General features: G+C 42.5%; 11 protein-coding genes. 9 read left to right on the top strand and 2 right to left on the bottom strand.

Annotated elements, in window-relative coordinates:
* Positions 1-288: 288 nt before the first annotated feature.
* Both LU361_RS04835 and LU361_RS04830 read left to right on the top strand, forming a co-directional pair.
* Positions 289-840, top strand: a complete 552-nt coding sequence (locus LU361_RS04835) for a cupin domain-containing protein (protein ID WP_233087492.1) — start codon at positions 289-291, stop codon at positions 838-840.
* Between the two features lie 628 nt (positions 841-1,468).
* A complete protein-coding gene (locus LU361_RS04830; protein WP_233087491.1) occupies positions 1,469-2,971 on the top strand; it encodes an aldehyde dehydrogenase in 1,503 nt (500 codons plus the stop codon).
* 82 nt (positions 2,972-3,053) lie between these two features.
* Here LU361_RS04830 and LU361_RS04825 read toward each other — a convergent pair whose 3' ends face one another.
* On the bottom strand, positions 3,054-4,322 hold the full coding sequence (locus LU361_RS04825; protein ID WP_233087489.1) for an NAD(P)/FAD-dependent oxidoreductase: 1,269 nt from the start codon (positions 4,320-4,322) through the stop codon (positions 3,054-3,056).
* A 12-nt stretch (positions 4,323-4,334) separates the two neighbouring features.
* The gene (locus tag LU361_RS04820; protein WP_233087487.1) at positions 4,335-5,666 is read right to left on the bottom strand and encodes a glutamine synthetase family protein; all 1,332 of its coding nucleotides are present in this window, start codon (positions 5,664-5,666) and stop codon (positions 4,335-4,337) included.
* A 502-nt stretch (positions 5,667-6,168) separates the two neighbouring features.
* Between LU361_RS04820 and LU361_RS04815 the strand changes: the two genes are divergently transcribed.
* The 7 genes from LU361_RS04815 to LU361_RS04785 all read left to right on the top strand — a co-directional run bounded on the left by LU361_RS04815 (position 6,169) and on the right by LU361_RS04785 (position 14,892).
* The gene (locus tag LU361_RS04815) at positions 6,169-6,912 is read left to right on the top strand and encodes a gamma-glutamyl-gamma-aminobutyrate hydrolase family protein (RefSeq protein WP_233087486.1); all 744 of its coding nucleotides are present in this window, start codon (positions 6,169-6,171) and stop codon (positions 6,910-6,912) included.
* A gap of 735 nt (positions 6,913-7,647) precedes the next feature.
* Positions 7,648-9,003, top strand: a complete 1,356-nt coding sequence (locus LU361_RS04810) for a glutamine synthetase family protein (RefSeq protein ID WP_233087484.1) — start codon at positions 7,648-7,650, stop codon at positions 9,001-9,003.
* 9 nt (positions 9,004-9,012) lie between these two features.
* Positions 9,013-10,374 (top strand): aspartate aminotransferase family protein, encoded by a 1,362-nt coding sequence (locus tag LU361_RS04805; protein WP_233087482.1) that lies wholly within the window; start codon positions 9,013-9,015, stop codon positions 10,372-10,374.
* A 495-nt stretch (positions 10,375-10,869) separates the two neighbouring features.
* On the top strand, positions 10,870-11,970 hold the full coding sequence (locus LU361_RS04800) for an extracellular solute-binding protein (protein ID WP_233087480.1): 1,101 nt from the start codon (positions 10,870-10,872) through the stop codon (positions 11,968-11,970).
* A gap of 69 nt (positions 11,971-12,039) precedes the next feature.
* The gene (locus LU361_RS04795; RefSeq protein ID WP_233087478.1) at positions 12,040-13,170 is read left to right on the top strand and encodes an ABC transporter ATP-binding protein; all 1,131 of its coding nucleotides are present in this window, start codon (positions 12,040-12,042) and stop codon (positions 13,168-13,170) included.
* 7 nt (positions 13,171-13,177) lie between these two features.
* Positions 13,178-14,062: an ABC transporter permease subunit gene (locus LU361_RS04790; protein WP_233087476.1), complete on the top strand. Its 885-nt coding sequence runs from the start codon at positions 13,178-13,180 to the stop codon at positions 14,060-14,062.
* The gene (locus LU361_RS04785) at positions 14,062-14,892 is read left to right on the top strand and encodes an ABC transporter permease subunit (protein ID WP_233087473.1); all 831 of its coding nucleotides are present in this window, start codon (positions 14,062-14,064) and stop codon (positions 14,890-14,892) included. Before LU361_RS04790 ends, LU361_RS04785 begins: the two co-directional genes overlap by 1 nt.
* Positions 14,893-15,022: the final 130 nt, after the last annotated feature.

Below are 15,022 nucleotides of genomic sequence, written 5' to 3'. Positions count from 1 at the left end.
ATATAGAATTGTGTGGATAATAGATGTATACAATAGGCGTTGTTAATTAGAAATGTCGTCTATTAGCCGCAATTTGATTTGCTACCTGTTTGAGTGACTTATGTGTGATGTAAATGCCTTATAGTTGGCAGTTTACTGTTTACATTACACTAGGAATTTCCAGTTATTATTTGATGTACTCATTGGAAATATTCAACAGACAGATAGGTTTTTATTAATTTAGAAGCAATCCATACCCATAACACCTGCATGGAACGCGTCGATAGAAATACAAGAAGTGGAGGGCAAATGTCGGTAGATGTTGGTGAACGTTTGAGAAATGTTCGCAAGGCAAAAGGCGTATCTCAGCGCGAACTTGCCAAGCGTGTGGGTGTAACAAACAGCACAATTTCTCTAATTGAGCAGAACAGAGTTAGCCCTTCCGTTGCTTCATTAAAAAAAGTCCTCGACGGCATTCCAATGACGTTATCGGAGTTTTTCACTCTGGATGTCGAACCTAACGAAGACCATTATTTTTACCTGCAAGATCAACAGCCCAATATTGGTCAAGGCAATTTAGATTTTTTCCTTGTCGGTGCTGATCATCAAAATCGTAATATCACCTTATTGCGAGAAGTTTATGAGCCTGGTTCAGATACCGGTGGAGACATGATTTCTCACGAGGGTGAAGAGTGCGGTGTTGTTGTGGAAGGGCAGGTCGAAGTCACTATCGGTGATGCGGTAAAAGTGCTTTCGGAAGGTGAAGGTTATTACTTTAATACCAATCAACCACATCGTTTTAGAAATTTAACCGACGAAAAAGCCACCATTATTTCTGCCAGTACCCCGGTCACTTTCTAATTACTATTCTTTTAAGTATTTGGTCGCAATCTGTTTTATGAAAAATCATACACGAAATAGATTGTGGCTGAGTTGATCAATTAAATTCAAATCAATATCTAATGCTACGTTTTAGGACCACAGCTTTAAACTTTTAACGTTTATTTTCCAGTCTATTTTAGTTTTACCTCTCCTGCTGGTTTTTCCTGTTTCTTCCTTTGTAAACAAAATACTAAGTATTTTTTGATCTTGTTCTGTCTTGTCGAGTTGGCGTGGCATTGCCAAAGAAAACGTATTTTCTCATGTTTACACCAGTGAAATGGATTCACAGATTAGATTTGTAATTGCAAAATGCTAAGTTCAGTTCTTGAACTTCTGTTTAAAAGTCATTCATAGTAAAAGTGCTTATATTTAAGAGTTATTACGAAGGTCTTGTTGTTTGACAGCTTATTCTGGCAAATCTTATGTTGTGAGAAAAACTCACGATTGACGTTAAGAATGTTTGGTGGGCATTATTGGATAATTTCGAGAGAATTGTCAGATCCATTCATTGTCTATTGTTCCAATTCAATTCACACTAGGCTTTTTTCTCAAATACAAAAGCCGTAAGAATTGTCTATCAACATAATAAATACCACGAGGTAGGGTTATGGCACAGACCAAAGATAAAAACTACTGGGTTCAACTCGCTGAATCAGTCACAATCCCGGTCGATAATATTATTGACGGTAAGCCCGTTCAGGCGACATCCGGTAAAACCTTCACGTGTATCAGCCCAATTGATGGTCGGGTGCTGGCCGAAATCCCGTCTTGTTCACAAGCCGATGCTGACGCAGCGGTCGAAAGCGCCCGCAAAGCCTTTGATTCTGGTGTGTGGTCACAGACAGCACCTGTTAAACGCAAGAAAGTTCTTATTAAATTTGCTGATTTAATTTTGCAACACGCCGACGAGCTGGCAATTTTAGAAACCCTTGATATGGGGAAACCCATCGGCGATTCAACCGCAATTGATATTCCTGCAACCGCTAATTGTATTCGCTGGAACGCAGAAGCGATTGATAAAGTCTACGACGAAGTGGCTCCCACACACCCAAATGAATTGGGTTTAGTAACTCGTGAGCCGCTCGGTGTTGTCGCCGCGATTGTGCCATGGAATTTCCCGTTGATTATGGCCGCGTGGAAATTAGGACCTGCGCTTGCCACCGGTAACAGTGTTGTCTTAAAGCCATCAGAAAAATCCCCATTAACGGCGCTTCGTATTGGTCAATTAGCTCTAGACGCTGGTATACCTGCTGGGGTTCTTAATGTTATTACCGGCTTTGGTAAAGACGCTGGTGAGCCTTTGGCAAAACATATGGATGTCGATGGCTTGGTGTTCACAGGTTCTACTGCGGTTGGAAAACATCTTTTGTCGCTAGGTGCAATCAGCAACATGAAGCGCACGTTTGTTGAGTGTGGCGGTAAAAGCCCTAATATTGTTTTCCCAGACGCACCGGATTTAAAAGCAGCAGCTAAAGCCGCGGCTGTGGGTATCTTCTTTAATCAGGGTGAGGTTTGCACTGCCGGTTCGAGATTACTGGTACACAACGTCATTAAAAAAGAATTTATAGCAGAGGTTATCGAGGCCGCTAAATCGCTGCAACCGGGCCACCCGTTAGATCCAGATACGAGCATGGGTGCAATAGTCGATCAACAACAAATGAGCCGAGTACTTGGCTACGTGGACAAGGGTACTGCAGACGGTGCAACAATTGTTGCCGGTGGCAAGCAAGCGATGTCAGAAAGCGGTGGTTTTTATATTGAGCCCACCATTTTTGACGATGTTACCAATCAGATGACCATTGCTCAGGAAGAGATTTTTGGTCCTGTTTTATCGTGTATTGGCTTTGACTCTGAAGAAGAAGCTATTGCCATTGCTAACGATACCGACTACGGACTTGCCGCCGCTATCTGGACTTCCGATTTAGCGAGAGCGCACCGTGTTTCAAGAAAAGTTCGCGCTGGATCCGTGTGGGTAAATTATTACGATGCTGGCGATATGACTGCACCATTCGGTGGTTTTAAGCAGTCGGGTAACGGTCGAGACAAATCTCTGCACGCGCTTGAAAAATACACCGAGCTTAAAGCAACTTGGATGAATTTAAATTATTAATCTTTGAATCTCTACATTGTAAGTAAATGAAAAAGCCGCTGATTGTTGAGCGGCTTTTTTATAACTTACCGAGGGGAAATATTTAGGGCAATAAATCCTGCAAGCGATACCATGCCATTGCTAATACCAGTGCGGGTGTTCTGAATAGTCGGCCGCCAGGAAACGAGTGATGCGGAATTTTTGAAAAAACATCAAACTTTTCTGCGGTGCCCTGAATTGCGTCGGACATCAATTTTCCGGCAAGACCCGTTGCCGCAATACCATGACCTGAAAATCCTTGCGCAAAAAATATATTATTGTCGGCGCGACCAAAGTGAGGTGCGCGATTCATCGTAATAGCAACGTTGCCGCCCCAGGCAAAATCAATCTTTACGTTCTGTAATTGTGGAAAAACGTGTTTCATCCGCTCGCCCATCGACTTTTCTAAATCCGCAGGCGCTAGGGTCGAATAGGAAACCCGGCCACCAAACAGCATTCGAAAATCATTCGATAAACGAAAATAATCGAGAACAAAATTGATGTCACATACGGCAGCGTTGTTACGAATTAATTCTTTGCATTGAGCTTCGCCAAGTACTTCGCTTGCGCAAATGTAGGTACCTACAGGCATTACTTTGTCGTAAATTCCCATTCCCAATTCTGGCAGATAGGCGTTTCCCGCGAGCACGACAAAGTCTGAGATAATTTCGCCGTCGTCTGTGCTTACAATTACCGGATCACCTTTCGTCACTGAACGAACGGGGCTGTGTTCAAAAATTTTAATGCCGAGTTCGTCGGCAGCTCTCGCTAACCCTAACGTGTAATTTAAAGGATGGATGTGACCGCTGTTGGAATCGTGAAGTCCGGCTAAATAACGGGGGCTGTTAACTTCCTCACGCACTCGATCTTGATTCCAAAACGTTAAGGAAGAATAGCCGTAGTCATCTTCTAAGGATTCCTGCCATTGCTTTAATTCATCAATTTGACGGGTTTTGACGGCTACATTGACTTGCCCGTGCACTAAGTCGCAATCAATAGCGTGCTTTTCTACTCGGGCGCGCAGTAAATCAAGGCCTTCGAGTCCGGCTTGCCAAATGACATCGGCGTTGTCTTTACCCACCAATTTTTCAATGGTTGGTTGTTCGGCGGCAAAACCAAAAATCATTTGGCCGCCGCTTCGGCCCGATGCTCCGTAACCGACGTAATGGGATTCAATAATTGCGACTGAATATCCAGCTTCTGCCAAATGCAGGGCCGTTGTGAGTCCAGTAATTCCAGCGCCGACAACGCACACGTCAAATCGCTGTGTGTCTTCCAATTTGGGAAAGGAGTGTGACCAATTCGCTGAAGCGTGATACCAAGAATTTTCCATGATGTTTACTGTTTAAATTGTTTGCAAATACCATTCGTATTCTAAAGGAGTGATGGCAAGGTTGAATTGATTCATCTCCTCTTGTTTGAGTGCAGTAAACACGGATAGAAAATCTTTATTAAAGTAATTTTCTATAAATTGACTGTTTTTAAAGTGATTCAACGCATCTTGCCAATGCGTTGGATTGGTCGCTTGAGTTTTTTCGTAAGCATTGCCTTCAATTGGCGCGTCGCATTCCAGTGAATTTTCTAAACCGTAATGCATGCCTGATAAAATAGCGGCAACCACCAAATAGGGATTTGCGTCAGCGCCGGCAATTCGGTGTTCGATGCGTAGGTTGTGTTCGGAGCTAACCGGAACTCTTAATGCTACTGTTCGATTATTAAATCCCCAGGAATTGTTCATTGCAACATAAGAGTCAGGTTGAAAGCGGCGATAAGAATTGGCGTGTGGGGCGTAAATTAGCATCGACTCCGCCATGGTTTGCTGCATGCCAGCAATAGCTGATTGTAAGTGTTGATCACTTTTTGCAAAAACATTGTTACCTGATTCATCGTAACAACTGACGTGTACATGGGAGCCACAACCTGAATGGTTGGCGTAAGGTTTTGCCATAAAGCTAGCAATAAACCCGTTTTGTCGCGCGATCTGCTTGATGACGCGTTTTAATAAAATGGCATCGTCACAGGCTTTTAAAATATTACCGGAGTATTTTAAATTTATTTCAAACTGCCCGGGTGCACACTCTGAAACCGCAGCCTCGGCATCGATATTTTGTGCTTCGCACGCAGTACCAATTGCGTCAATTAAATCCTGATACGCGTCTAAATCATCCATGTAATAGACTTGGCTGCTGGTTTCCGGGTTTTTAGTGACCGGATTGATCGGCGGTTTAGGCTGCTGAACAAAGTCTTGTGAAAATAAGAAGAATTCCAGTTCGACTGCAATTTTTGGGAAATAACCGTCGTTGTTTAAGCGCTGGTTGACCGAATTTAGAATTTCTCTTGGATTGCAATTGAATGCTTCATCTTTGTCATCGCGCATTGATAGCAACACTTGCGCTCTATTTTTTGCCCACGGAACCGGCACCAAGCTGTCAGGAATGATAGGGCAGCAAAAATCTGCGTCACCGGTCTCAAAACCTAAGTGTGTTTTTTCGCAAGGCTCGCCACGAATATCCACCGCAAATACGGAAGCTGGAAACAAGACACCGTCAGAAAAAACTTTTTCAGCAGCGCTTGCTGGAATTCTTTTTCCACGAATCACGCCGTTGCAGTCGGGAAGTAACAAATCCAACGAGTCATAGTGCTTTAGGAAGTCATCATATAATTTATTTGCGGTCATTTTGTTTCAAGCTTTATTGAATGGATATATGAACTAGATTTATTCAGTAAATTACCTGACAAACGTCTCAGGTAATCCGATGTTGTGCATGAATTAAATTTGTGTTCTGTTGTAGTGCATCAATTTGAGAAAATACTCATACATTTAAATGAATCTATACTTCAAATTACTGACAAAGAACGGTCTAGAGTACGTATTGTGTTATTTTCTTGACGCTTCTGAGGTTGTCGATTCTCAAGATGCTTTTAAACATACTCGTTGAAAACTTGGTATAAACCTAGCAAGTGTTGATAATATTAAACATAAGCTCTAAGTTAATGTAAATAAACAAAATCCACTTATGACCAAAAAAACTTTACAGTGGTGTTGATATAGCTAAAAAATTGGAATAAATCGATCTGAAATTTAGTTCCAATTTAATTCAGTCACGAGTGCAAAATAATACATCTCGACTGTTGAATATAATCAACATGATAGTGTAAGGTGGTCCAACGAGGTAACTATGAGCAATTTAATTATTGGCTTGCCAGCGTGTCGTAAAGAAATCACTCCTCATTATTATCATTGTGTCGGAGAAAAATACTTGGAAGCGGTAAGTACCGTAATGAACGCAAGTCCAATTATTATTCCCGCTGTGAGTGAATCGCTCGAAAATTACCTCAATTTAGTCGACGGCATTTTATTAACAGGCAGTTACTCCAACGTTCATCCAAAATATTACAGCGATGAACAACCAGTTGATACGAATCACCTAGATGCAGCGCGAGATAAATTAACGTTTGCGCTTATAGAAAAAGCGGTAGAAAAAAATATTCCAATACTGGGAATATGCCGAGGTTTTCAAGAATTAAATGTTGCGTATGGTGGCAGTTTATACCAAGAGGTTCATAAACAACCTCACCTGAACGACCACAGAGAAGATAAAGATGCACCGGTCGAGGTTCAATACGGCTTCAGCCACAAAGTTCGTATCAATGATGACGGCGTTTTATCAAAAATATGGCCCGAGAAAGAAACTGATGTAAATTCGGTTCATGGCCAAGGCGTTAATCGACCGGGAGAAGGTCTAACGATTGAAGCTCAAGCCGAAGACGGATTAATTGAATCTATAAGCGTAAAAGATAAACCTGTATTAGCAGTGCAATGGCATCCCGAGTGGTGTGTTAATGACATTGCTTTTTATAACGCTATTTTTACGTGGTTTAAGCATCAGTGTGAAAATTATCGGGCGAACGTTAAAGCGTAATAAATATTAGGATGTGTTACGGCATTTAGAGTGGTTTGGTTGAGCTTTTGTGACATACGTCAAATTTACTTTAAATTCGAGTTATCGGCGAAAATAATAATAAAGGAGCCGCTGATTAACCTCAAGATCACTCAGGCCAAGGAGTTTTTTTCTGATTAAGGCGTGCTTTTGAAGATCTAACGGGTTAAATCGAAAAAGCACAACGCAGAGCAGGAAAAAACTGGCAGGCCCTGAAAGGCGCGGTCTCAAGCGCACATTTGCGGCGTTGCCGTTCTTATTAAGGACTAAAGCCATTAATTACTAACGGCGCCTTGCAACTGCACGCTTGAGATCACGCTGAGTAATGTTGAGGTTAACCAGAGGCTCCTAAAGTAATGAATCCAGTATTAGAATGTGCATTACATTGGAATCTTCCCAATGTTGTCTTGTGCTAATAATTTGGTTTTACCTGAATCAACGACAAATTCTAACTTTGATAAGAGCGATTGAAATATAAAATTCGACGTTTACTCAAGGATGACTTTAATAGGCATTGTTGAGTTGTTACGCCGAGTTTATAGAAAGAAAGATAAGAGACATTGTCGAAATAATACACTTGCGATATTAACTTGTATTTTCAATGTAAATTTTCAAAGGAATAAAAGTAACTTTGATTCGTTTGTTGATCTACATTGCATTGGCTTGTTTCATTTATATTACATATTAAATTCAAAATAAATTTTAAATAGTGTTTACATGATAAACAATGAGATAGAACTAAAAGGCTGGCTGCAAAACAACGGAATTACTGAAATAGAAGCGTTAGTTCCCGATATGACCGGTAATGCCCGCGGTAAGATTTTACCGGCCAGTAAATATCTTCATGGCGAAGGTACGCGTTTACCCGAAGCCATCTTTATTCAAACTGTCACCGGTGATTGGCCCGATGACGAGGCCATTGATAATTTAGTTCATCCAGCCGATATCGATCTCTATTTAAAGCCTGATACTAAAACCGTTCGAATGGTACCTTGGGTAGAAGAACCTACGGCTCAAATCATTCACGATTGTTTTGACGCGAACGGAAATCCGCATCCACTGGCACCGAGAAATGTTTTAAAACGTGTGTTGGCGTTGTATGAAAAAGAAGGGTTACAGCCCATCGTTGCACCGGAATTAGAATTTTATTTAGTGCAAAAAAATACTGACGCGGATTTTCCATTGCAACCACCTGTAGGGCGCTCCGGTCGCGCAGAGCGTGCGCGCCAAAGTTACTCGATTGATGCAGTGAACGAATTTGATCCGTTGTTTGAAGAAATGTACGACTTCTGTGATGCCATGGAATTAGATGTCGATACATTAATTCATGAATCGGGCGCGGCTCAAATGGAAATTAACTTTGAGCATTCCGATCCGCTGTCGCGTGCTGATCAAGTGTTTTTATTTAAACGCACGATTCGTGAAGTTGCTATGCGTCATGACGTCTACGCGACGTTTTTAGCAAAGCCGATGCAACACGAGCCGGGGAGCTCAATGCACATTCACCAATCGTTGATTGATTTATCTTCGAAAAAAAATGTGTTTACCACGGGCGACAACGAACACAGTGAAACTTTTAAACATTACCTCGGTGGTCTTCAACGTTATACACCCGATGCCATGCTGTTTTACGCTCCAAATGTGAATTCCTATCGAAGAATATTATTTGGTGACGCTGCACCGAATAACACCCATTGGGGAATAGATAATCGCACCGCTGGATTACGTGTACCAATTTCATCCGCGGAGTCGACCCGAGTCGAAGCGAGATTTGCGGGTTCAGATGTAAACCCTTATTTAGCCATTGCGGCGAGTTTAGCCTGTGGTTATTTAGGCATTAAAAATAAAGTACAACCCTCTGATCCAGTTAGCGGCTGTGCACAAGAATTACCGAGCAATTTACCTAAAACGCTAGAGCATTCTTTAAGTCGCTTGCAAGAACCGAATGAATTATCGGAAATCCTCGGTGAGGATTTCGTTCGCGCCTATATGGCAATCAAACATAAAGAGTATGAAACGTTTTTCCAAGTTATCAGTTCTTGGGAGCGGGAATATCTGTTATTAAATGTGTAGGAATTCGCAATGACAACTACAACAAAAACAAAATTACAAACCATTGACGCACAGCATCATATCCATCCATTTACTGATTCTGGGGATTTGGTAAAAAAAGGCACGCGCGTTATTGAGCGGGCAGAGGGCGTTTATCTTTACGATTCCGAGGGCAACAAAATTCTCGATGGTATGGCGGGCCTTTGGTGCGTGAATATTGGTTACGGAAGACAGGAATTGATCGACGCTGCAACCGAGCAAATGCAGCAGCTTCCGTACTACAACAGTTTTTTTCAGTGCACGACACCGCCGACCATTGAGTTAGCCGAGCTACTGAGCGAACTGGCACCGGATCATTTAAATCACGTATTTTTTACGGGATCGGGATCTGAATCAAACGACACCATGTTGCGCTTGGCAAGACATTATTGGGCGTGTAAAGGTAAGCCTAACAAGCAAGTCATTATTGCCAGAAAAAATGCCTACCACGGTTCGACAGTTGCTGGTGCCAGCTTAAGCGGCATGACGGTTATGCACAAACAAGGGGCATTACCAATTGCAGGTATTGAACATATTAATCAGCCTTATTGGTTTGGCGAAGGCTTTGACGAAGATCCGAACGAATTTGGATTGCGAGTTGCTCGGGAGCTGGAAGAAAAAATTCTTGAGCTTGGTGAAGACAACGTTGCCGCGTTTATCGCCGAGCCGGTTCAAGGCGCTGGCGGGGTTGTTATTCCACCTGAAAGTTATTGGCCGGAAATACAGCGCATTTGCGATCAATACGAAATTTTACTCGTGAGTGATGAGGTTATTTGCGGTTTCGGTCGTACGGGAAAATGGTTTGGCTGTGACTATTTCGGAACTAAACCGGATTTAATGCCGATAGCGAAAGGAATTTCCAGCGGTTATTTACCCATTGGCGGTGTGCTTATTTCTGATGAAGTGGCGGAGACACTGAAAAACAGTGGCGATGAGTTTTACCACGGTTTTACGTATTCCGGTCACCCAACAGCTGCGGCGGTTGCGACGGCCAATATAAAAGTATTGCGCGATGAAGGTATTGTCGAGCGTGTCGATCAGGAAATCGCGCCTTACTTCAGTGAGAAATTACAGCAGTTGGCATCACATCCTATTGTAGGAGAGGTAAGAACGCTTGGGCTGCTTGCAGCAATTGAATTAATGCAAGATAAAGAACAGCATCTGTTTTTTGAAGATAAAGGGGCAGTGGGCACACGTTGCCGTGATATCAGTGTTACCAATGGTTTGGTAATGCGCGGTGTTGGGTCAACAATGGTCATGAGTCCTCCGTTAGTGATCACAAAAGAAGAGATCGACTTGCTTTATGAGCGAGTATTGAAAACTCTGGATGACACGGCTGCCGAATTCCTTTAATGCCAAAGTACGGTTCTTTAATTCCATTAATAATGTTATTCCAGAACCAGTTCAAATTATTGGAATCTATTTTTCGAAAAACGGTTATAAAAAGCCTAGAAACCTCTAATCAATTTGTTTGTGATTTATTCAAACGATCGGTGATTTTGGGGCGTACGTAAGCAATCGGATATTCCATTCGGCTATGACATGCGAGTATTCAACAGATGTCTATCGTACTTTCACCGATTGTTGAATTTAATTTATAAAAATTAAAAAAATTTTTCGATTTTAGCCAGTTGTGCATAGACAGTTATGTAAGAACTTTTAAACTGGCTAGGGTGTAAAGAGTCTATATCAATCTTTGCACCTGATTAAAAAGAACTCATGTGCAGAACGTTGATGAATTAATCAACCTCTGCGTTACGAGTCGGTTATTTAACATCTTGGCCACAGTAATACTACGCTGCCCAACTAAGATCGAAAGATCAAACAACCACAATAAAGGGGGTTTTAATGAAACTAAGTCCACGAGCATTGACCGCGATCACAGTTGCTGGATTGCTTGCTAGTGCTAATGTATTTGCTGAGAAAGTTGTTAACGTCTACAACTGGAGTGACTACATCGGCGACGGTGTCATTGAGAAATTCGAGAAAGAAACGGGTATTAAAGTAACCTACGATGTATTCGATTCCAACGAAGTATTGGAAGGGAAACTGCTAGCAGGACGCTCTGGGTACGATGTCGTTGTGCCGACCATCGATTTTATGTCTCGCCAAATCCAAGCCGGTATCTTCATGCCATTGGATAAGGCTAAATTAGACAATTACAGCGAACTTGATACGGATTTCTTAGCAACCCTCGCTCCTCTTGATCCAGGTAATAATCACGGCATTCCTTACATGTGGGGAACCACAGGAATTGGATTTAATGTCAAAAAAGTCGCTGAGGTGCTCGGCGAAGATGCGCCTACGGATTCCTGGGATTTGGTTTTCAAGAAAGAAAATTTGGAAAAATTAAAGTCGTGCGGTGTTTCGTTCTTGGACGCTCCGACTGAAATTTACGCGGCCGCTTTGCACTATGTTGGTAAGAGCCCTAATTCCACCAATGCCAAAGATTATCAGGGCGAAGCAAAAGCCCTCCTGAAAGAACTTGCACCTAGCATCACTTATTTTCATTCTTCAAAATACATCGACGATCTCGCCGGAGGTGAAATTTGTGTTGCCGTCGGTTGGTCAGGTGATATTGCTCAAGCAATGGCCGACGCTGAAGAAGCTAAAAATGGTGTAGAAATTAAATACATCATTCCAAAAGAAGGTGCGTTGCTCTGGTCTGATATGTTGGGTATTCCAAAAGATGCCGCAAATGTTGAAGAAGCATTGGCATTTATTAATTTCTTAATGCGTCCTGATATTGCAGCGGCGAATACCAACGAAATTTGGTATCCAAACCCGATTCCTGCATCACTTGAGAACATTGAGCAAGAAATTAAATCAGACGAGTCGATATACCCACCTGCTGATGTAAAAGCAAAACTTTATACCGCAACAGTTAAGCCTCCAAAAATTGATCGTGTCATTAATCGCGCCTGGACCGAGATTAAAACCGGACAATAGTTCAAACATCTCGTGTCGTCTCACCGCCGCGCAAGCGGCGGACTCTCAAAATATCATTAGGGTAGAACAGTGGAAGTAGTTGAGTCATCGAGCTTCGCTGCCAAACGCAATAATCCTGATTATTTGTCCGTTGACAAAGTCAGTAAACAGTTTGGTGGCTTTACCGCAGTAAATAACGTCAGTTTAACAATAAAAAAAGGGGAAATATTCGCATTGCTTGGAGCATCCGGCTGTGGCAAATCCACGCTGTTAAGAATGCTCGCAGGTTTTGAAAAACCAAGCTCAGGCGATATTTATTTGCAGGGTGATCAAATAAACAATCTGGAACCCTATCAACGCCCAATCAATATGATGTTCCAGTCGTACGCGTTATTTCCCCACATGACGGTGGAACAAAATCTTGCTTTCGGTTTAAAGCAAGACAAGCTCGATAAATCAAAAATACAAAAAAAGATTGATGAAATGTTGTCGCTTGTGCAAATGGAACATTTAAAAGCGCGCAAACCTCATCAACTTTCCGGTGGCCAACAACAACGTGTTGCTCTCGCACGGTCTTTAATCAAAGAGCCAAAATTACTCCTACTCGACGAACCTATGGGTGCGTTGGATAAAAAGCTGCGCGCTCGAATGCAGCTAGAAATTGTTAATATTATTGAAAGCCTGGGCGTTACCTGTGTCATGGTAACCCACGACCAGGAAGAAGCCATGACTATGGCCGATCGAATCGCGATTATGAACGCGGGCGAAATTTCTCAAGTTGGCACGCCGAGTGAAGTCTACGAGCAACCCAACAGTCGATTTACCGCAGAGTTTATCGGCTCAGTAAATATCCTAGAGGGCGTTGTCAAAGTCGACGAGCCTAATTACGTAACCATTCACTGTAATGACACAGAAGCGGATGTTTACATCGGTCACGGCATTACCTGTTTTGAGGGCCAGCCCGTTGCCGTTGCGTTACGACCTGAAAAAGTAGCAATCAGCAGTTACGCGCCTGATCAAAAGTACAATTATGTTACGGGCGTGGTCAAAGAAATTGGTTATTTCGGTTCTCATTCTGTTTATCACGTAGAACTGCCGTCGGGCAAAGAGATGTTGGTAACGGCGCTAAACGATATTCGATGGGGTAATGAACGACTTACCTGGGGCGATACCGTTTGGGTTCACTGGGATGACAACGCTGCTGTGGTAATTACTGAGTGAAGGTGACATGTCTCGATTTAATTTAAAATGGCTGTTAATTCTCCCTCCCTACATTTGGCTGCTGCTATTTTTTGCTGTTCCATTTTTAATTATTTTTAAGATATCGCTCTCAGAAGCCGCTATCGCTCAGCCGCCTTACACCGCTTTATTTGAATACGTCAATGAACAACTGACAATCCACCTAAACCTGGGTAACTATACTTGGCTGTTTGGTGATCCGTTGTACTTTAATGCCTACATGAGTTCGTTGAAAATTGCGGCAATTTCAACGGTGTGCTGTTTGTTGTTGGGGTATCCGATCGCTTATGGAATTTCTCGCATGAGCGGATCGGCGCAAAGCTTGTGTTTGATGCTAATTATCTTACCTTCTTGGACGAGCTTTTTAATTCGCGTCTACGCATGGATGGGAATTTTAAGAAATAACGGAATTATTAATAATATTATTATGTCGCTTGGCCTCGCCGACGAACCCATTCGATTACTCAATACCGAATTTGCTGTTTATATCGGCATTGTTTACACCTACATTCCGTTTTTAATTTTGCCGCTGTTTGCCAACCTTGTGAAATTAGATAATCGTTATTTGGAAGCCGCCGCTGATTTGGGCGCAGGTCCAATCAAAAGCTTTTTCACCATCACCTTGCCGTTATCAAAAAATGGTGTCATTGCAGGTTCATTGCTGGTGTTTATTCCAGTGGTGGGTGAGTTTGTGATACCAGAACTTCTCGGTGGCTCCGAAACGCTTATGATTGGTAAAGTTTTATGGGGCGAATTCTTCGGCAATCGAGATTGGCCTGTCGCTTCTACCGTGGCAATCATTATGTTGCTTATTCTGTTAGTTCCCATACTGCTGTTCCATCGTTTTCAATTTAAAGAAATGGAGGATCGGTAATGACATCCTCTGTTTCTAAATTAAACAAAATATTTTTAGCGATTGGTTTTTTCTTTTTATACGTACCCATGATTGTGCTGATCGTTTACTCATTTAACGGATCAGAACGAGTTAACGTTTGGGCGGGCTTTTCGTTTAAATGGTACGGCGAGTTATTTCGCGATGAAGCCATTATGTCTGCCGTGTGGGTGAGTGTTAAATTGGCTTTTGCGAGCGCTTCTGCCGCAGTGGTAATGGGAACGCTGGCGTCGCTGGTGTTAACACGCGCCGGAAAATTCAAGGGTAAAACCGTCTTTGGTGGTATGGTTACAGCACCTCTGGTGATGCCAGAAGTCATCACGGGTTTGTCGTTACTGTTACTGTTTGTTGGTTTGGCAAACAGTATCGGTTGGCCAGAGCAGCGGGGTTTTATCACTATCTGGATCGCGCACGTGACCTTCTGTATGGCCTATGTAACGGTTGTGGTGTCGTCCCGACTGACTGAAATGGATCGTTCTCTTGAAGAGGCTGCCATGGATTTAGGCGCAACTCCATTAAAAACGTTTCTCTTAATTACGTTACCGATCATTTCTCCGGCGCTGATTTCCGGCTGGTTGCTGGCATTTACTTTGTCGTTGGATGACTTGGTGATTGCAAGCTTTGTATCGGGTCCGTCGTCAACAACGTTGCCAATGATTGTCTTTTCATCAGTTCGTTTAGGATTGAGTCCTAAAATCAATGCGCTAGCAACAATTATGATTTTGACGGTTCTTATTGCGGCGGTGATTTCCTACTGGTTAGTGGCTCGTAATGAAAAGCGCCAACGTAAGCTAAGCGAAATCAGTCATTAAAAACGTGTACTTTGTGTACGAAAGGGAGCCACTTGGCTCTCTTTTTTTATGGCTATAAAACCTTCCTGTAAAACTAACAGGTTTTGATGTGCATTAAATATTGATGATTAATACGTCAGTTTATTTTTGG

Origin of the sequence: Sessilibacter corallicola, from assembly GCF_021290925.1 — a bacterium.
Taxonomy (GTDB): Bacteria; Pseudomonadota; Gammaproteobacteria; order Pseudomonadales; family Cellvibrionaceae; genus Sessilibacter; species Sessilibacter corallicola.
Note: the sequence above shows the minus strand (reverse complement) of the source record. Positions and strands in the feature narration are given on the sequence as shown.